Source organism: Neisseria sp. P0013.S005 (assembly GCF_051958425.1).
GTDB classification, from domain to species: domain Bacteria; phylum Pseudomonadota; class Gammaproteobacteria; order Burkholderiales; family Neisseriaceae; genus Neisseria; species Neisseria subflava.
The window spans coordinates 382,091-400,143 of the sequence record NZ_JBQCVL010000001.1; the positions used below are offsets into that span (position 1 = coordinate 382,091).

Annotated in this window: 15 protein-coding genes and 1 pseudogene; 10 read left to right on the forward strand and 6 right to left on the reverse strand. The window is 52.3% G+C overall.

The features are described from left to right. Nucleotides 1-172: 172 nt before the first annotated feature. Nucleotides 173-961: an enoyl-ACP reductase FabI gene (gene fabI / locus ACTHTA_RS01950; protein ID WP_440364035.1), complete on the forward strand. Its 789-nt coding sequence runs from the start codon at nt 173-175 to the stop codon at nt 959-961. A 455-nt stretch (nt 962-1,416) separates the two neighbouring features. Further along, nucleotides 1,417-1,860 carry a large conductance mechanosensitive channel protein MscL gene (gene mscL / locus ACTHTA_RS01955; protein WP_440364036.1) on the forward strand — a complete coding sequence of 148 codons (444 nt, stop codon included), beginning with the start codon at nt 1,417-1,419 and terminating at the stop codon, nt 1,858-1,860. Nucleotides 1,861-2,113: 253 nt separating this feature from the next. Here mscL and ACTHTA_RS01960 read toward each other — a convergent pair whose 3' ends face one another. After that, nucleotides 2,114-5,008: an Rne/Rng family ribonuclease gene (locus ACTHTA_RS01960; protein ID WP_313971005.1), complete on the reverse strand. Its 2,895-nt coding sequence runs from the start codon at nt 5,006-5,008 to the stop codon at nt 2,114-2,116. A 514-nt stretch (nt 5,009-5,522) separates the two neighbouring features. Between ACTHTA_RS01960 and ACTHTA_RS01965 the strand changes: the two genes are divergently transcribed. Next, on the forward strand, nt 5,523-6,515 hold the full coding sequence (locus ACTHTA_RS01965; RefSeq protein ID WP_440364037.1) for an RluA family pseudouridine synthase: 993 nt from the start codon (nt 5,523-5,525) through the stop codon (nt 6,513-6,515). Nucleotides 6,516-6,525: 10 nt separating this feature from the next. Continuing rightward, nucleotides 6,526-7,176 (forward strand): HAD-IA family hydrolase, encoded by a 651-nt coding sequence (locus ACTHTA_RS01970; protein WP_049328522.1) that lies wholly within the window; start codon nt 6,526-6,528, stop codon nt 7,174-7,176. 95 nt (nt 7,177-7,271) lie between these two features. On the opposite strand, the gene ACTHTA_RS01975 is transcribed toward ACTHTA_RS01970, so the two are convergent. The 4 genes and pseudogenes from ACTHTA_RS01975 to cysE all read right to left on the reverse strand — a co-directional run bounded on the left by ACTHTA_RS01975 (nt 7,272) and on the right by cysE (nt 12,033). Beyond that, the gene (locus ACTHTA_RS01975) at nt 7,272-8,078 is read right to left on the reverse strand and encodes a DNA ligase (RefSeq protein WP_440364038.1); all 807 of its coding nucleotides are present in this window, start codon (nt 8,076-8,078) and stop codon (nt 7,272-7,274) included. A gap of 103 nt (nt 8,079-8,181) precedes the next feature. Beyond that, entirely contained in the window at nt 8,182-8,826 is a 645-nt protein-coding gene (locus ACTHTA_RS01980) for an IS3 family transposase (protein WP_440364039.1), read from the reverse strand. 103 nt (nt 8,827-8,929) lie between these two features. Next, nucleotides 8,930-10,978: a hypothetical protein gene (locus ACTHTA_RS01985; protein WP_440364040.1), complete on the reverse strand. Its 2,049-nt coding sequence runs from the start codon at nt 10,976-10,978 to the stop codon at nt 8,930-8,932. A 246-nt stretch (nt 10,979-11,224) separates the two neighbouring features. After that, nucleotides 11,225-12,033 (reverse strand): annotated as a pseudogene (gene cysE / locus ACTHTA_RS01990) (serine O-acetyltransferase). 115 nt (nt 12,034-12,148) lie between these two features. Between cysE and ACTHTA_RS01995 the strand changes: the two are divergent. The 4 genes from ACTHTA_RS01995 to ACTHTA_RS02010 all read left to right on the forward strand — a co-directional run bounded on the left by ACTHTA_RS01995 (nt 12,149) and on the right by ACTHTA_RS02010 (nt 14,969). After that, nucleotides 12,149-12,787: an MBL fold metallo-hydrolase gene (locus tag ACTHTA_RS01995; RefSeq protein ID WP_049350941.1), complete on the forward strand. Its 639-nt coding sequence runs from the start codon at nt 12,149-12,151 to the stop codon at nt 12,785-12,787. A 459-nt stretch (nt 12,788-13,246) separates the two neighbouring features. Further along, complete coding sequence (locus tag ACTHTA_RS02000) at nt 13,247-13,762, forward strand: outer membrane protein assembly factor BamE (RefSeq protein ID WP_440364041.1); 516 nt, start codon at nt 13,247-13,249, stop codon at nt 13,760-13,762. An 8-nt stretch (nt 13,763-13,770) separates the two neighbouring features. Next, nucleotides 13,771-14,199, forward strand: a complete 429-nt coding sequence (locus tag ACTHTA_RS02005; RefSeq protein ID WP_440364042.1) for a murein L,D-transpeptidase — start codon at nt 13,771-13,773, stop codon at nt 14,197-14,199. Nucleotides 14,200-14,504: 305 nt separating this feature from the next. Then, entirely contained in the window at nt 14,505-14,969 is a 465-nt protein-coding gene (locus ACTHTA_RS02010) for a four-helix bundle copper-binding protein (RefSeq protein WP_440364043.1), read from the forward strand. Between the two features lie 61 nt (nt 14,970-15,030). On the opposite strand, the gene ACTHTA_RS02015 is transcribed toward ACTHTA_RS02010, so the two are convergent. Further along, entirely contained in the window at nt 15,031-15,564 is a 534-nt protein-coding gene (locus ACTHTA_RS02015) for an acyltransferase (RefSeq protein ID WP_440364044.1), read from the reverse strand. 281 nt (nt 15,565-15,845) lie between these two features. Here ACTHTA_RS02015 and rpmE point away from each other — a divergent pair, with 281 nt between their 5' ends. Together rpmE and ACTHTA_RS02025 are read left to right on the forward strand one after the other, a co-directional pair. After that, nucleotides 15,846-16,061 carry a 50S ribosomal protein L31 gene (gene rpmE, locus ACTHTA_RS02020; RefSeq protein WP_003681847.1) on the forward strand — a complete coding sequence of 72 codons (216 nt, stop codon included), beginning with the start codon at nt 15,846-15,848 and terminating at the stop codon, nt 16,059-16,061. 235 nt (nt 16,062-16,296) lie between these two features. After that, nucleotides 16,297-17,955 carry an ArnT family glycosyltransferase gene (locus tag ACTHTA_RS02025; protein WP_440364045.1) on the forward strand — a complete coding sequence of 553 codons (1,659 nt, stop codon included), beginning with the start codon at nt 16,297-16,299 and terminating at the stop codon, nt 17,953-17,955. Nucleotides 17,956-18,053 lie beyond the last annotated feature (98 nt).

The window sequence follows — 18,053 nt, forward strand, 5'->3', positions numbered from 1 at the left end:
AGTATAACGTTTTGCCGACGTTCCGTCAGGTTTCAGACGGCCTTGACAGAAAACCTTATCCCTATTTGAGGCAAGACAAAGGGTTATCCGTTGTTTTCTATACCGAAACAGCGGTTTTTGCTATAATGCGCCTTTTAATGCAACCGCAATACCACTGCTAAAGGATAAGAAAATGGGCTTTTTGCAAGGCAAAAAAATTCTGATTACCGGCATGATCTCCGAGCGTTCCATCGCTTACGGCATCGCCAAAGCCTGCCGCGAACAAGGCGCGGAATTGGCATTTACTTATGTTGTCGACAAACTGGAAGAGCGCGTCCGTAAAATGGCGGCCGAACTCGGCTCCGAACTCGTGTTCCGCTGCGACGTTGCCAGCGACGACGAAATCAACCAAGTTTTCGTTGACTTGGGCAAACATTGGGACGGCCTCGACGGTTTGGTGCACGCCATCGCGTTTGCCCCGAAAGAAGCTTTGAGCGGCGACTTCCTCGACAGCATCAGCCGCGAAGCGTTTAACACCGCACACGAAATTTCCGCATACAGCCTGCCCGCATTGGCAAAAGCCGCCCGTCCGATGATGCGCGGCAGAAACTCCGCCATCGTCGCCCTGAGCTACTTGGGCGCGGTTCGTGCCATTCCGAACTACAACGTCATGGGCATGGCCAAAGCCAGCCTCGAAGCCGGCATCCGCTTCACTGCCGCCTGCCTGGGCAAAGAAGGCATCCGCTGCAACGGCATCTCCGCAGGCCCGATCAAAACCCTGGCCGCTTCCGGCATCGCCGATTTAAGCAAACTCTTGGGCCACGTCGCTTCCCACAACCCATTGGGTCGCAACGTTACCACTGAAGAAGTCGGTAACACAGCCGCCTTCCTGCTGTCCGACCTCGCTTCCGGCATCACCGGCGAGATTACCTACGTTGATGGCGGTTACAGCATCAACGCGCTGAACGACGAAGAGAACTAAACAGTTTTCACGCAAAACGCACTTTCATGATGAAAGTGCGTTTTTTATGGCCATTACCCATTACATTATGGTTTGAATGACTGCATAACCGATAAGGCCGTCTGAAATTCAAATACACGCATGAAACATGATTGTCGTATGCTTTGGCGTATTATGTTAATAACATTACAACGTTATCATTTAATCTCATTTAAAAGATAAGATAGAGCATTGATTCCAAAGATAACATTCATATTATCTGATACTTAGCCGCTGATAAAAAATGGTGTAAAAAAGTAACAGAAAAATTTCAGACGGCCTGTTTTTCATACAGAAGGCATAGAAGCAGGAGATTTTTGGCATAAAATACAAAATTTAACATTATTGAATTTTTCTTAACTGATAAAGCGTTAATATGCCTGCCGATTTATTGAATCACATCTGATTTTGACTCAAACACATACAGGAGATTAATTATGTCAATCGCTTCAGAATTTAAAGAATTTATTATGCGTGGCAACGTGATCGACCTCGCAGTCGGTATGGTTGTCGGTACAGCATTCAGCGGCATCGTCAAATCATTGGTTGACGATGTAATCATGCCTCCTATCGGTCTGCTGATTGGTGGCGTTGATTTCTCCAACCTGTTCATCACGCTGAAAGACGGCGCACAAGCCGCTCCTGAAGCTGGTTACGCCAGCCTGGCGGCCGCTCAAGCAGCCGGTGCCGTTACCTTGAACATCGGTCTGTTCATCAACACTGTGATCAGCTTCCTGATCATCGCCGCTGCCATCTTCTGCGTGGTTAAAGCCATCAACTCCGTGAAAAAAACCGAAGCTCCTGCTGAAGAAGTACCAGCAGAGCCTAGCGAAGAAGTTCTGTTGTTGCGCGAAATCCGTGACTCTCTGAACAAAAACTAATCACAATACCTAAACATACACACAAACCAAGGCCGTCTGAAACCATTTCAGACGGCCTTTTCTCATACCAATCTATTTCGTTAAGTCCTTCCCACTGAAAGAATCATGCCCTTCCCTTTCTCAGCAAGCGATCCTACTTTTTCAACCATGAAGCAACGCTCATGGTAAACACAAAGAAAATGAGCAGCGCACCTCCTTGCCAATAAAAAAGCCCGATGCGTTCAACATCGGGCTTTTAACTGGAAAACCAATCTTAGTCTTTACGTGTTTCCACCAAAATCATTTCGACTGCTACGTCTTCCACTTCTACTTTAGGCACATCCGAACGGCGTGTTTTAGCAACCGGTTCAGGTTGTGGCTGCGCGGCAAAAGCGGCAACGGCTTGCGGATCGGTTTCAACGAAGATCAAATCGCCTAAGCTCTCAGGCACAACGATTGCGACAGGCGCTGCTTGAGCTACGGCTTCAGCTGGTGTGGCAACAGTTTCGGCTGGTGCTTCAACCGGTGCAACAGTAGTCGTTGCATTCAGAGACAATACTGCAGAAATGGCTTCTTTAACGTTGCTGACGGCAGAAGCAAGCAGGGCTTGTTCGGCATCAGCGTCTTCAGTTTGCGCTACGGCAGGCTCGTTTTCGCTTTCAATCGCAAATACGAATGGCTCTGCGCTGGTAGCTTCAGGCTCGGATACCACAATCACCAGCGGCTCGGCTTGGTTGCTTTCAGAAGTCAATGTCGCATTTGCAGCTTCAACCGTTTCGTTCAAACCTAAAACATGCGCTACGGCAAAGAGGACTTTGTCGGCAGTGTCGGTAATGTTCAGGTATTGCTCGATTTTTGCCGAAGACGGAATATTGCGTTTTTTGCTGTTGGAACGGCGGTCGTTACGGTTGTTGCGCTGACGGTTGTTGCGGTCGCGTCCTTGACGGCCGTTGTTTTTCACACCCTCTTCGCTGCGGGCGTTGTCGTCCGCTTCAACTTGCGCCTGTTCGCCATCGGCTTGAACGTTCACGTCCTCAACACGGTTTTCCGCAGATTGATGACGGTTGCGCTCGTTACGGCCGTTGTTGCGGCGGCGTTTATTGCCGTTTTGTTCCGCTTGGTTTTCAGACGGCATCTCAACCAGTGCAGCTACTTCTTGAACGTTTACGTCTTCAACCACTTCCTCAACACGGTTGCGCTCGTTGTTGCGATCATCGCGGCGGTTGTTACGGTTGCGGTTGCGACGATTGTCTTTACGCTCGTCGTTGCGGCTTTCGTTTGATTTGTTTTCTTCAAACTTGCTGTCGACAGCTTCGGCATTCACTTCGCGCACTTCTACCTTGCTGCCGTCGTGCCTATTGTTGCGGCGCGGGTTTTGGCGGCGGTTGTTTGCGCGGCGGTTGCCGGAATTGCCGTTGCGATTGTTGCCGTTTGAAGTGCGTTTTTCTGCCACTTCGGCAACAGGCGCGGTTTCGGCTGCGGTATTGCCGCCGAAAATGCGTTTGAGCCATGCTTTGAAGCTATCCCACCATGAACCGTTCTTCTGCTCGGCTACAACCGGGGCTGGCTGGGTATGGCGCACGCCTTTGACAGCAGGTTCGGGGCGGGCGGCTTTGGCTCTTTCGCTGCCGAAAGGTTTGGCAGATTCGTCTTCTTCCGGCTCGGCAACGCGTTTGTAGCTCGGTTCGCCGTCTTCTTCTACGTCGTCAATGCGGATGCGGTTGATTTCGTAGTGCGGATTTTCCAAGTGAATGTTTGGAATCAGGACGACGTTCACATCCAAGCGCTCTTCCATCGCAAACAGCTCGGCGCGTTTTTCGTTCAACAGGAAGGTGGCAACATCGACAGGAACTTGTGCGTGCACTTCGCCGGTGTTGTCTTTCATTGCTTCTTCTTGAATGATGCGCAAAACGTGCAGGGCGGTGGATTCGATACCGCGGATGACGCCGGTACCGGCGCAGCGCGGACACGCAACATGGCTGCTTTCGCCCAAAGCCGGTTTCAAACGTTGGCGGCTCAATTCCAAAAGGCCGAAACGCGAAAGTTTGCCCATTTGCACGCGGGCGCGGTCTTTTTTGAGCGCATCGCGCAGAACGTTTTCAACATCGCGCTGATGTTTCGGATTTTCCATGTCGATGAAGTCGATGACGACCAAACCGCCCAAGTCGCGCAGGCGCATTTGACGGGCAACCTCTTCGGCAGCTTCCATATTGGTTTTGAACGCGGTGTCTTCAATATCCGAGCCACGTGTGGCACGCGCAGAGTTGACGTCGATGGAAACCAGGGCTTCGGTGTGGTCGATCACAATCGCGCCGCCGGAAGGCAGGCTGACGCTGCGTGAGAACGCGCTTTCGATTTGGTGTTCGATTTGGAAACGGGAGAACAGCGGCGTGTGGTCTTGATAGAGTTTCAGACGGCCTACATTGCTCGGCATGACGTAGCTCATGAACTCGGCAACTTGGTCGTAAACTTCTTGATTGTCCACCAAAATCTCGCCGATATCGGGACGGAAATAGTCTCGAATCGCACGAATCAGCAGCGAGCTTTCCATAAAGAGCAAGTAAGGATCATGATGTGCTTTGCCTGCTTCTTCAATGGCTTTCCAGAGTTGTTTGAGGTAGTTCAAGTCCCATTCCAACTCTTCCGCGCTGCGGCCGATGCCGGCAGTACGCGCGATGATGCTCATGCCGTTCGGAATGTCGAGTTCGGCCATAGCAGCTTTCAACTCTTGACGCTCTTCGCCTTCGATACGGCGGGATACGCCTCCGCCGCGCGGATTGTTCGGCATCAATACCAAATAGCGGCCGGCCAGGCTGATGAAAGTGGTCAGCGCCGCGCCTTTGTTGCCGCGCTCGTCTTTTTCGACTTGGACGATAACTTCCATGCCCTCTTTGAGCACGTCCTGAATACGCGCCCTGCCGCCTTCGTAGTCGCGGAAATATGAACGCGATACTTCCTTAAACGGCAAAAAGCCGTGGCGGTCGGTTCCGTAATCGACGAAACACGCTTCCAGCGACGGCTCGATGCGAGTAATGATACCTTTGTAGATATTGCCTTTACGCTGTTCTTTGCCCAGCGTTTCGATGTCCAAGTCCAAAAGGTTTTGGCCATCGACAATGGCAACGCGCAGCTCTTCGGCCTGCGTTGCGTTGAATAACATTCTTTTCATAGTCACCTCATGAACAGCGGCCGTTTGATTTGTGAATATCTTTTTCAGACGGCCTGTCTGTCCGGTTGGCACTCTTCAAAGGCAAGATGGGAAAATCCCCGTGTAACCAGTATTTGATTTGAAATCCGCAAGGTTGCATGCTTAGACTCAAGCCATGTGCGGACGGATTCGGATAAAGAAGGAAATAAAGAACAATGCGGCGGAAAGGTTGATGGTTCCGCTGCCGTCCGAATGCTGATGCTTCGGACAAAATAAGGCAGCCTACATCTTCTTATTATCGTAGCGCCGGTAATTTCGGACGGTGCTGCGCGGACTGCGTCTTACGCCCGGCCGGACGGCAGGTTCAATTCAAACTTAATTACGGGATTGCGTTTGCCGGCTTTGAACAAACACAAGGAAATGCTTTGCGGAGTGCGTTTTTAATATAAAATCTCGTTTTAACAATAAATCCGTTTCAGACGGCCTGCGACGGCAGGTTCAAGTCCCGAAACGGACGTTTGGGATTATAGAGAAAATGCACGCAATACGCAAAGATTCAGTCAGCCTGATTGCCGTTGCCGAACACGAGGAAGGCCAACGCCTTGATAACTATCTGATAAAAATCCTCAAAGGCGTCCCGAAAAGCCATATCCACCGCATCATCCGCGCCGGCGAAGTGCGGCTGAACAAAAAACGCTGCAAACCCGACAACCGCATTCAGGCAGGCGATACCGTCCGCATTCCCCCGATACGCACCGCCGAAAAACAAAGGCCTTCTGAAAACCGCGTTCAGGCCGCGCCTGCGCGCGAGTTTGACATCGTTTACGAAGACGATGCGCTTTTGGTCATCAACAAACCGTCCGGCGTTGCCGTCCACGGCGGCAGCGGAGTGAGCTTCGGCGTCATCGAACAAATCCGCTGCGCCCGTCCCGAAGCGCGTTATCTCGAACTCGTCCACCGCCTCGACAAAGACACCAGCGGCCTTTTGATGATTGCCAAAAAACGTAGCGCCTTGGTAAAACTGCACGAAGCCATCCGCAACGACCATCCGAAAAAAATCTATCTCGCACTGGGTGTCGGCAGGCTGTCGAACGACCGCTTCCACGTCAAGCTCCCCCTGTTCAAATACACCGGCGCACAAGGCGAAAAAATGGTGCGCGTCAGCAAAGACGGCCAATCCGCCCACACCATCTTCCGCGTGTTAAACCGTTTTTCAGACGGCCTTTTGCACCAAGTCGGCCTATCCGACCTGACCTTTGTCGAAGCCACCCTGAAAACCGGCCGCACCCACCAAATCCGCGTCCACCTGCAATCGCAAGACTGCCCTATTGCAGGCGATGAACGCTACGGCGACTATCAAGCCAACAAACGCCTGCAAAAACTCGGTTTGAAAAGAATGTTCCTGCACGCTTCCGAGCTGCACCTCGCCCATCCGCTGACCGGCGAAAAACTGATCCTGAAAGCCCCCCTGCCGCAAGAATTGGCGCAATTCATTGTAATGCTGGAAAATCAGGAAAAGGCCGTCTGAAAGGAAACCCATGAAACCCAAACTCATTATTTTTGACTGGGACGGCACGCTTGCCGACACCACCAACCCCATCATCCACACCTTTCAGCAAAGCTTTGCCGATTGCGGCCTGCCCGTTCCCGAAGCCGACCAAATCCGTCCGCTCATCGGATACAGCCTCTCCGGCATCATCCGCCGCCTTGCCCACAACGTCAGCGAACACGTTCAGGAAACCCTGATTGAGACCTATGCCGCGCACTACCTCAATCCCAACAATCACAACATGACCCTATTCCCCGAAGCCCTGTCTTGCCTGCAACGCTTGCAACAACAAGGTTATTGGCTTGCCATCGCCACCGGCAAAGGCCGAAGCGGCTTGGACAAAGCCATTGCACAAACCGACACCCAAGCCTTTTGGCTGGAAACTGCCTGCGCTAGCGAATATCCGTCCAAACCCGCGCCCGACATGGTACTTGCCCTCTGCGACCGACTGGGTGTTGAACCGGAAGAGGCCGTCGTCGTCGGCGACACCACCCACGACCTAGAAATGGCCGCCAATGCCAAAATCCGCGCCATCGCAGTTGCCACCGGCGCACATACTGCCCAACAGCTTTCCTCCATGCCCCATGTCGCCATACTCAACAGCTTGGCCGAATTGCCTGATGTATTGGAAACCTTATAAAAGGCTAGGGGCTGACGTAGATTAGCCCTAAAGGCTATGCAACATCTATATTAAAGGCCGTCTGAAACCTATTTTCAGACGGCCTTTCATTTGTTTTATCGATCCGAGCGCACCCTGACAAATGTTGCAAATTTCGGCGTTCCCTTTTGCGTAAAACCACGATAACGGTAAGTAATCAGTGCACCGATTTTCGGCGGATGGTCGCGGTCTTTATCCTTAAAACCTCTGCCGATACGAAACTCGCCATATTGGTTTTTGCATCCTACCGCACCCAAACGCCCGACATTGCGCCCTTTGCCCTCATAATGACGCGTTACCGTACATTCATCATCATATTCACTTTTCAGCTTCAACAGCTGCCCATTTCTACCGCTTGCATAACGGGCTTCAGGTTGACGCAGCATCACCCCTTCCCCACCCAACGCTTCAACTTGTTTCAAAAAATCCAAAGCATGCTGTTTGTCGCGCACCTTGACTTGCGGAATAACCGTAAACCGTGCCGACGGGTGTGATTTCAGCCATTTCGAAGCTGTTTCCAGCCGTTGATACAGATTACCCTGCGCCTGCGGCACATCAAAAACATGCAAACGGATGCCGTCCCAATTTCCCGAGGCAGAACGCACCGTCGCGGAAATTTGCTCAAACCGCCCTCGTCCGCTGTACAACTCGCCATCCATCGGAAACGGTGGAAAACCTGCTGTAAAACCTTTGGGCAGTGTAAACGCATAACCCTGACGACTGACCAGCTGCCTGCCGTCCCAATACGCGCGTACGCCATCCAACTTTTCACTCATGGCCCAACCGGCAATATCTTGATTTTTATATTCCTGCGCCAACAACAAATCTGCACCAAACGCCGCAGAGATGAAAGAAGCCGCAAAAATCGGTATCATGATCCGCATTACATTATTCATAAGACATTTTTCCAGACTTGCTTTTTATTATATATACATAATAGCAAAAAATGAACTGCCCCCCAAATCTTGGACGCTCATAAAAGCCTATTCAGGCGCTCTGTGTAAGCCGGGTTCTGTATGCGACAGGACTCAGCTTTTTCAATTTCAAACTGCAACGCTCCCGGTTGTAGTAATCCATATAATCATCTATCTGCGTCATCAATTCATCCACCGTCAATTCTCCTGCGTTATAGAAACACTCCGTCTTCAACACCGCAAAGAAGCTTTCCATCGGTGCATTGTCCCAACAATTCGCCTTTCGCGACATGCTTTGAACCATGGAATGCTCCGCAAGCAATTCCCTATACCCCGCCGTACGGTACAGCACGCCTTGGTCGGAATGAAGCATTGTTCCTTTATCAGTCAGACGGGGCGCGGCTTTTTCGAGCATTTCCTTCACCATTTCGCTGTCGGCTCTGCGGCTCATGGCATATAGCACAACTCTTCGATAAGCTCTGCCTGTGTTTTTTTCGTGGTCGGGTTTGTCGGCGATGAAGGGGTTTTTGCGGTGGTCGGGCATGGTTTTGGATTGGGGATGTTCGAATGCGCCGATGCTGCCTTCCTGATGGGCGCGTATCCATCGCCGCAGGTGGGTTCGGGAGATGCCGTAGTGGTCTGCGGTACGCTGTTGGCTGCGTATATGCAGGTAGTGGTGTACGGCTTGGTATTTGAAGTGTAATGTATATTTGCTCATAAAAAAACTGCACCTTGTGAGTTGGAGGGGGGTGTCCAACTTTTGGGGTGCAGTTCAACCCGTTTTCAGGTTTCAGACGGCCTTACTTATCGGCTTACAACGGTTAGAACTTGCCGTTCAGCTTCAGGAATATGCCTTTGTCGGTGCCGGAGAAGGCGTTGCGGCCGATATAGCCGCCCAGCGACAGCACGGCGGAGGGGCTGAAGGCGTAGTCTACGCCGGTCTGTACGGACGGACGGGTACGCGAGGTTTCGCGCTCCGTTTCATATTTGCCGAAGAAAGGAGCCTCGGCCGTGAAGCGGGCTTTGCCGCCGCCCACGCGCTGTGCAACTTCCGCATTGCCGTACCATGCCAGCTTGCCGGTCAGGGGCAGGCGGCCTTTTATGCCTGCAGCCAATGAGGTTTCCTTCAGCTTGGCCGCGCCGTAGGCAAACGGGAAGGACAGGCCCGCGTCTTCGCTATAAGACGGGCGTTCGGCTTCGGTGCGGCGCAGCGCGGCGTACCAGCCTAAGGTTTTTTCACCGGACGTGCCGTAGTCGCGGCCTGCCGTCAGGCTGTATGCGCGGCCTTTGGTGCGAACGGTGTTTTCGGGGCTTTCCGTGCCGTTCAGGTGGGGGCGGCGGATGCGGGTTTTGTCCGTTTCGAAGGCGGCGGCGGGTACGGCATACCAGCCCGCGCCGTTATGGAGGCGTGCGGACAGGCCGATGCCGACGCCGGATTTCAGGCGGTGGCTGCCGTTTTCTTCGGCACGGGCGGGGACCGCCAGGGAGACGGCGGCATCGAAGTTGTCGGTGAAGCCGTAGCCGAAGGCGAAGTCTGCGCCGCGCGAGCTTGCGCCGTGTCCTATGTCGCGGCGGTATCCGGCGCTGTAGCAGAATTTGCCGCCGTCGGCGCGGCAGGTGTCCAGCAGGGTTTGCGCGGCGCGGGCGCGTTGCGCCAGCATGGCGGCGGTGTCGGCGGAAAGCAGCGACAGGGAGGCGCGGGTGTTGGCGGTATCCGTGGGGCGGGCGTTGTTGAGGTTGCGCAGGTTCCAGACGACGGCGTGGTAGTCGCCATTGTCGTTGTCTGCCAGTCCAAGCGCAAACTTGCCGTCGGAGCTGAAGGCGTTTACCCTCGATACGCCCGAATTGTCGGTTCTAAGCGTGCCGAGGTCGGTTTTGGTGTTCCAGCCGCTGCCCGACCAGACGGTGGCATGTTGGTCGCCGTCGTTATTTTCCGCACTTCCACCGACCACCGAACCGTCGCCGCTGGCGGCCCATGCCGACGACTCACCCGAATTATCGCTTTTCAGCGTACCGAGGTCGGTTTTGGTCGTCCAGCCGTTGCCCGACCAGACGATGGCGCGTTTTTCGTCGTTGTCATTATACGCATAGCCGGCCACCACCGAACCGTCCCTGCTGACGGCATTTGCGGACGACCAGCTCGAATTGTCGCTTTTCAGCGTACCGAGGTCGGTTTTGGTGGTCCAGCCGCTGCCCGACCAGACGATGGCGTGGGTATCGCCGTTATCGGTGTCCGAAGATCCGACTACTACTGAGCCGTCACCGTTGACGGCATTTGCGTACGAAGTCCACAAATTGTCGGTTCTCAGCGTGCCGAGGTCGGTTTTGGTGGCCCAGCCGCTGCCCGACCAGACGGTGGCACGTTGGCTGCGATCGTCGTCCGCACTGCCGACTATTACTGAGCCGTCACTGCTGATAGCAATTGCATCGGAACCCCCAGTATTATCGGTTCTGAGCGTGCCGAGGTCGGTTTTAGTGGCCCAGTCGCTTCCCGACCAGACGGCGGCACGGCTATTTCCATCACCATCCCAGTCCGAAAATCCGAATACTACTGAGCCGTCACCGTTGGCGCCACGTGCAACAGAAGACCCAGTATTATCGCTTTTCAGTGTGCCGAGGTCGGTTTTGGTGGCCCAGTTGCTGCCCGACCAGACGGTGGCGCGGACACGTATACCACCATCCCAGCCCGAAGATCCGACTACTATCGAACTGTCGCTGTTGAAGCCATATGCTTGCGAATTCCCCGAATTATCGCTTCTCAGCGTGCCGAGGTCGGTAATGTTATTGGGCGCGGCGGCGGCAGGCAGTGCGGCCAGCAGCGCGGCGAGGGTTAAAAGGCGGTGTACGGGAGATGGTTTTTGCATAGTCATGTTTTCCCTTTTTAGGTTATAAAATTCAGGTTATAAAAAAGCGGCGGGTGTCCGCCACAGCTTGGTTGGTGCTATGAAAGCAGCGCGATTATAGCAGTTTGCATGCGGGGTTTGTGTGTTTTCAAAATTTCAAGAAATTATACAAAACTTTAAAAAAGTTAAGGGCGGCAGGGAGGCCGTCTGAAAAACAGGGATGTTTTGTTTTCAGACGGCCTCAAGGTTTTACCGCTTACCGAACGGACAGGTTCAAATATAGAAATCCTGATTCATTTCCTCATAAAAATTCTGATTCATTTCCTCCGCCGGTTTGGCATGCGATTTGTTGCCGACCACGCGGGCGGGCACGCCGACGACGGTGCTGTAGGCGGGCACTTCCGCCACCACCACGCTGCCCGCGCCGATTTTCGCGCATTCGTTCACGCGGATATTGCCCAACACGGAAGCGTTCGCGCCTATCATCACGCCGTCGCCGATTTTCGGATGGCGGTCGCCGCCCTCTTTGCCCGAACCGCCGAGGGTTACGCCGTGAAGGATGGAAATGTCGTTGCCCAAAACGGCGGTTTCGCCGATGACGACGCCGGTGCCGTGGTCAATCATAATCCCCTGCCCGAAACGGGCGGCCGGATGGATATCGACGCCGAACACTTCGGAAGCGCGGTTTTGCAGGAAATAGGCCAGCGTTTTGCGCCCTTCCTTCCACAGGCAGTGGTTGATGCGGTGCGCCTGAATGGCGTGGTAGCCTTTGAAATACAAAAGCGGCAGGCAGTATTGGTCGCAGGCCGGGTCACGTTCGTAATAGGCGGTGATGTCGGCGCGGACGGCCTCGCCAATGGACGGTTCTTTTCCCAGCGCGTGCAGGTAGAGTTCGTACAGCGTGCGCATATCCATGGTCGGATTGCCAGCTTGCTCGACAGGTGGAAGGCCAGCACCCGCTCCAAACTGTCGTGCCGCAGCACGGTCATGTGGAGGAAGCTGGCCAGCATAGGTTCTTCCGCCGCCGACTGCTCGGCTTCGTTGCGTATGGTCTGCCACAGGTTAAAATAGGTATTTTCCATTTTCAGACGGCCTCTGTTGCGTAAAAGCTGCGATTGTAGCCGAAAGTATGCACCAATGTGCAAAAGGCCGTCTGAAACGTAAACAACATTAAACAAGCCTTTCCTAGGAACACCCATGGCACTCCAATTTGAAATCAACGCCGTTACCCCCTTCCGTCAAAACTGCACGCTGATTTGGGACGATGAAACCAAAGAAGCCGTTTTGACCGATGTCGGCGGCGATGTACCCTATTTATTGCAACAAGTCCAAAACAAAGGCCTCAAGCTGACCGCCGTTTGGCTGACCCACGGCCATCTTGACCACGCAGGCGGCGTAGTTGAACTTTTGAAAACCTGCGATATACCCGTTCTCGGCCCGCACAAAGACGACGAATTCCTGCTCCAAGCCCTTCCGCAAACGACGGCGCAATACGGCTTCCCCGTTTCTCCGTCATTCACGCCGACACGCTGGTTGGAAGAAGGAGAATCGCTCAAGGTCGGCAACCACAGCTTCCAAGTCCTCCACATTCCCGGCCACACTCCCGGCCAAGTCGTTTTCTATAACGCCGAAAACGGTCTTTTAGTCGCAGGCGATGTTTTATTTTATGAGACCGTTGGTCGCACAGATTTTCCGCGCGGCAATCATGATGACCTCATAAACAATATCTGCGCTAAACTATTAACTCTGCCCGAAACCACGCAAGTTATAGCCGGACACGGCCGCATGACCAGTATCGGGCATGAGAAAAGGTACAATCCGTTTCTGGTTCGTTAGTATGAATATTGTATAAAGCCAACATTCTGGCATACACAGATTATGCGTATAAAGGAAAACTGACATACAATTTGCAGGAATAACACCCGAAAGATTAAGTACCTAATCTCCGGCAAATGCCAAAAAGAACTAAAGCACAAAGATAACAAGGTATTACGCAATACAACCTGATTTATCGAAAACCGGAAATCTCTAAACCCCAAGCCTTACTCGCAGTGAAATTGTTACAAAGTGACAATAAATGTCAGTCAGGCCGTCTGAACGGTTCTGCCGATTCAGGCGGATACAACGGAGATGAGGTGCAATGCCCTGCCGGAATGTGCCGATGTTCTGTTTGTCAAACCGTCGGGTACATCTTTAAGAAGCACAACATTATTTGGGTAAACCGGCAAACTCGCTGCCGGCACTAACAGGCCGTCTGAAAAGTTCGGCCGGTAAAATCAATAAAAGGATTATCAAATGAAAAAAATCGCAAAAGTGGGCTTTGCCCTGCTGGCTACCGGCCTGCTGGCCGCCTGTGCTACTAAGAGCAAAATCACTCCTGAAGGCACTACAGACGAGCCACGCTTCCCTAAACCTTACTCCCTGACCTTCAACAACGGCCGCGGTACATTCCCGACTTTTGCCGAGCTGGATCAAATGCGTCCTGGTCTGACCAAAGACGACATCTACAAAATCCTCGGCCGTCCTCACTACGACGAAGGCATGGTTGGCGTACGTGAATGGGACTACCTGTTCCACTTCTACACCCCGGGCGTAGGTGTTGACCCTGAAAACACTTCCGGCGTTGAAGGCATCACTACTTGCCAATACAAAGTGATCTTCGACAAAGACAAATTTGCACGCAGCTTCTTCTGGAATCCAGTATTCCCTAAAGATGCCGTATGTCCTCCTCCAGTACCTACACCTAAACAAGAGCCTCAAGTGATCATCCGCGAGATCATTAAAGAAGCTCCTAAACGCATCCGTCAATAAGGACAAATTTGAAACGGATCCTATTGGGTATAGCCTTGGCAGCAGGCCTGAATTCTTCGGCTGCTGCCGATGCTGTCAGCGACTGTATCCAACGCAAAAAAGTTGTGGTCAATACAGCTAAGGCGGAGCTTTGCTTTGCCGATGACGGTCAGTGCCATCCGGTACTGATTGGCAAGACCACGCCGAAAGGCAAATTCAATATGACGCCGATGATGACCAGCGAACCGGGTTACGGTGGCGAAGTTATCGGCTTCAAAGAAGAAAATGACTTTCTGTTTGCGTTACATAGGGTATGGACGCTCAAGCCACAAGAAAGACGCATGGAACGCATCGTCTCCCCCCATGTGGCCGACCGCATCATAACCAATGGTTGTATCAACGTACAAAATAATGTGTACGAAAAACTGCGTCAGTACTTCATTTTAGAAATCATCTGATGTAGGCTTTAGTTTGAATAAAGGCCGTCTGAATATTTTTCAGACGGCCTTTTCTTTTTTATTGGCAAAAACCTTTATTGTTGGATATGCTGATACGGTCTTGGACAGCGCGGCAACTTTGTTGAAGCTGCTGATTCAGGAAAAGAAAACTCTATCAACCTAACGCGTAAATCTAAAAGAAAGGCTGCCTAAAAATTCAGGCAGCCTTTATTGTTTACAAACAAATAATATGTTAACCTCTTGTTATCGAATAGATTTAATCATTCGTAATATATCATTTCACAAAGCAAAAAGGACTCTATCTTATGAACCGTCGTCAATTTATCGGCAGCGCAGCTGCTGTCTCCCTCACCGCCGCCGCTTCTTTCGCCCGTGCGCACGACCATGCAGGCCATGCACACCACGCCGGTCATGCTGGTCACGCGCATTCTGCACCGCGCGCCTACGAAGCTGCGCGCAAAGCAGCCACACATTGCGTTGAAGCCGGTCAAATCTGTTTGGCGCACTGCATCGCCCTGTTGAGTTCCGGCGATACTTCCATGAAAGACTGCGCAACCGGCGTTAACCAAATGTTGGCACTGTGCGGCACATTGCAAAACCTCGCCGCCCAAAATTCACGCCTGACCCCGTCTTTGGCAAAAGTGTGCATCGAAGCCTGCAAACAATGTTCTGCCGCCTGCAAAGAACACGCCGGCCACCACGCTGAATGCAAAGCCTGCTACGAATCTTGCTTGGCTTGCATTAAAGAATGCGAAAAAATTGCCGCTTAATCAATATTAAAAAAGGCCGTCTGAATTTCAGACGGCCTTTTATTTTGCTATTTTGTTTACGCTATTCGGCTGCAAACTCTTGCTCATCCAGCAGTTTTTTCCGAACAATCGCAGGATTGCCCGCAGCCACACAATAAGGCGGCACATCGTTGGTAACCACCGAACCTGCACCGATTACTGCACCCTTGCCGATGGTAACGCCGCCCATGATAATCGCACGCCGGCCAATCCAGACATCATCTTCAATTACAATCGGGCTGATCTCTGTATAGCCTTCAAAGCGGCGGGTTTCAGGGTTGAATTTGTGGTTGGTCGAATAAAACAGGCATTCCGGCCCCATCATCACGTTCTTGCCGAGGGTCAAACCGTGGCAGATTTCGCAATTTACGCCGATACCCGAATTATCGCCGACTACTGTATCTGGAAAAACGTATCCGCCTTTTTCAATATTGACGTTTTTACCGATGTTTGGAGAAATGCACGCAGCCAAAGCAGCACGGAATTTTTGCGCAATTCTGCCGAATGGTTTGCAATAAGACGGAGGCAACATCCCTCCCCAAACACGCAAAATGCACGTCAATATCCTTTTCCACATTAATTCCGTCTCCTGTTCGTACAAGCGTAAATATTATTCAGACTATTATTCTTCTTAAAGTTTCACATCTAGAGGAGGTTTTACATCCTCTTTTCAGTTAGATTACAATCTGACCGCATAATATTTGGTTCGATATTCTATTCTAAACTGTTCTCTTCTGTTGCGAAACTGCCCTGCATACAAAATATCCTCTTGACGAAACAGCCAAAAATAGCGAAAATCCCACGCTTAACTGAAGTACAGGCAAAACCCCTGTGCCCGCTTAATCGAAAGGAAATCAAATGAAACAAGGTATTCACCCGAACTACCACGAAATCAACGTTACCTGCTCTTGCGGCAACAAATTCGTGACCAAATCCGCAATGGAAAAAGACAGCTTCAACGTTGAGGTTTGCTCTCTGTGCCACCCTTTCTACACCGGTACTCAAAAAATCGTCGACACTACCGGTCGTGTGGACAAATTCAACAACAAATTCGGCAACCTGTTCAAACGCTAATTGCCGCTTTGTCAAAAAGACTGCTTCGTGCAGTCTTTTTTGCATTCAGGCCGTCTGAAACATTTCTTTCAGACGGCCTGAGCTTTTTGTCATCAACCGAATGCCATATCATTCCAAACACCCGATAAAAACGAGCCGTAAGCATTATTTTACAAAGCTCCCCGGTCCGGCATATCGCACAAACCCGTCAAACCCTGTACCATTGCTATTCAAACCAACCGTTTTTTGACCTTCCATGCTGACTTACACACCGCCCGATCCGCGCCGCCCCCAAAAAACCCATGAAAAACCATGGCTTCTGCTGCTGATGGCCTTTGCCTGGCTGTGGCCGGGCGTGTTCTCGCATGACTTGTGGAACCCTGCCGAACCCTCCCTCTTTACTGCCTCCGAATCCATGAAAAACGGCGGCAGCCTGTTGATTGCACAAATCTTCGGCCAACCCGACTTTACCATCTCCCCTGCTTTTTTGTGGGCGTCAACCGCATTCCAAACCCTGTTTTCGCCTTGGGCGGCCGATGCCTATGATGCCGCACGTTTTGCCGGCGTGGTATTTACCGCCATCGGACTGACCGCCTGCGGTTTTGCCGGCTTCAACTTTCTCGGCAGACACCACGGCCGCAGCGTTGTCTTGATCCTCATCGGCAACATCGGTTTGCTGCCCATCGCCCACTTCCTCAATCCCATGTCGGCCGCCTTTGCCGCGTTTGGATTGATTCTGTGCGGCTTTTCACTGGCACGCCGCCGCGTCATTATTGCCATTTTGCTGTTGTGCGGCGGCTGGGTTTTACTCTCCCTTTCCTCAGGCTATCTGCTGACCGCGGCCATGATGTTTTTGGCACTTGCCCTGTCGTTCCATTCCACTTGGCAAAGCAAACGCTATCTGCTGACCCTGATTGGCGCCATTGTCGTTTCCCTGCCCCTGCTGATTCTGTATCCGCTGGTGTTATCCAAAACCAATCCAGAATGGTTTGATATTTGGTTCAACCATTATTCCTTAGGCGTATTCGGCGGTTTCCATCAGATTCAGACGGCCTTCAACCTGCCCTATTATCTGAAAAACCTGCTGTGGTTTACCCTGCCTGCTTGGCCGCTGGCGGCATGGACGCTCAGCCGCACGCGTATCCACGATAAAAACTGGGGCATTCTGAGCCTGTCGTGGCTGGTTATCATGACAGCCCTGCTCGCCATCAACCCTCAACGCCTGCAAGACAACCTCGTTTGGCTGTTGCCACCGCTCGCCCTGCTCGGCGCGGCACAACTGGACGGCCTGCGTCGCGGTGCAGCGGCATTTATCAACTGGTTCGGCATCATGGCATTTGGTCTGATTGCCGCCTTCCTGTGGCTGGGCTTCTTCGCCATGAACTACGGCTGGCCTGCCAAACTGGCCGAACGCGCCGCCTATTTCAGCCCGTATTACATCCCCGACATCGATCCGATTCCGATGACCGTCGCCCTGCTGTTTACCCCGTTGTGGCTCTGGGCGATTACGCGTAAAAACATCCGCGGCCGCCAAGCCGTGACCAACTGGGCAGCCGGCGTTACCTTGGCTTGGGCCTTGCTGATGACCCTGTTTTTACCGTGGCTCAACGCCGCCAAAAGCCATGCGCCGGTGGTACACCAAATGGAAGCCGCGCTTTCTTCCGGATTGAAACAGAAACTTTCAGACGGCCTCGAATGTATCAACATCGACAGCCAAGACCAGCGCACACGCATCGCGTGGACACAATACAGCCATATTAAAACCACGACCGACAACCCGTCCTGCCGCTACCGCCTCATCCGCCAAGCCGCCAATGTCGACGCACCTTCGGGCTGGCAAACCTTGTGGCAAGGCGCAAGACCGCGCAACAAAGCCGAAACTTTCCTATTACTGGAAAAAACTGCAGCGCAATAAATCCGTGACACTAGCCATAAAGCTGAATATTCCTGCTACATTCAAATAAAAGGCCGTCTGAAAGAACTTTTATCCTTTCAGACGGCCTTTGACTCACT

Coding starts and splice junctions, on each gene's coding strand:
- fabI (WP_440364035.1), top strand. CDS start 173: ATGGGCTTTTTGCAAGGCAAAAAAATTCTGATTACCGGCATGATCTCC.
- mscL (WP_440364036.1), top strand. CDS start 1,417: ATGTCAATCGCTTCAGAATTTAAAGAATTTATTATGCGTGGCAACGTG.
- ACTHTA_RS01960 (WP_313971005.1), bottom strand. CDS start 5,008: ATGAAAAGAATGTTATTCAACGCAACGCAGGCCGAAGAGCTGCGCGTT.
- ACTHTA_RS01965 (WP_440364037.1), top strand. CDS start 5,523: ATGCACGCAATACGCAAAGATTCAGTCAGCCTGATTGCCGTTGCCGAA.
- ACTHTA_RS01970 (WP_049328522.1), top strand. CDS start 6,526: ATGAAACCCAAACTCATTATTTTTGACTGGGACGGCACGCTTGCCGAC.
- ACTHTA_RS01975 (WP_440364038.1), bottom strand. CDS start 8,078: ATGCGGATCATGATACCGATTTTTGCGGCTTCTTTCATCTCTGCGGCG.
- ACTHTA_RS01980 (WP_440364039.1), bottom strand. CDS start 8,826: ATGAGCAAATATACATTACACTTCAAATACCAAGCCGTACACCACTAC.
- ACTHTA_RS01985 (WP_440364040.1), bottom strand. CDS start 10,978: ATGACTATGCAAAAACCATCTCCCGTACACCGCCTTTTAACCCTCGCC.
- ACTHTA_RS01995 (WP_049350941.1), top strand. CDS start 12,149: ATGGCACTCCAATTTGAAATCAACGCCGTTACCCCCTTCCGTCAAAAC.
- ACTHTA_RS02000 (WP_440364041.1), top strand. CDS start 13,247: ATGAAAAAAATCGCAAAAGTGGGCTTTGCCCTGCTGGCTACCGGCCTG.
- ACTHTA_RS02010 (WP_440364043.1), top strand. CDS start 14,505: ATGAACCGTCGTCAATTTATCGGCAGCGCAGCTGCTGTCTCCCTCACC.
- ACTHTA_RS02015 (WP_440364044.1), bottom strand. CDS start 15,564: ATGTGGAAAAGGATATTGACGTGCATTTTGCGTGTTTGGGGAGGGATG.
- rpmE (WP_003681847.1), top strand. CDS start 15,846: ATGAAACAAGGTATTCACCCGAACTACCACGAAATCAACGTTACCTGC.
- ACTHTA_RS02025 (WP_440364045.1), top strand. CDS start 16,297: ATGCTGACTTACACACCGCCCGATCCGCGCCGCCCCCAAAAAACCCAT.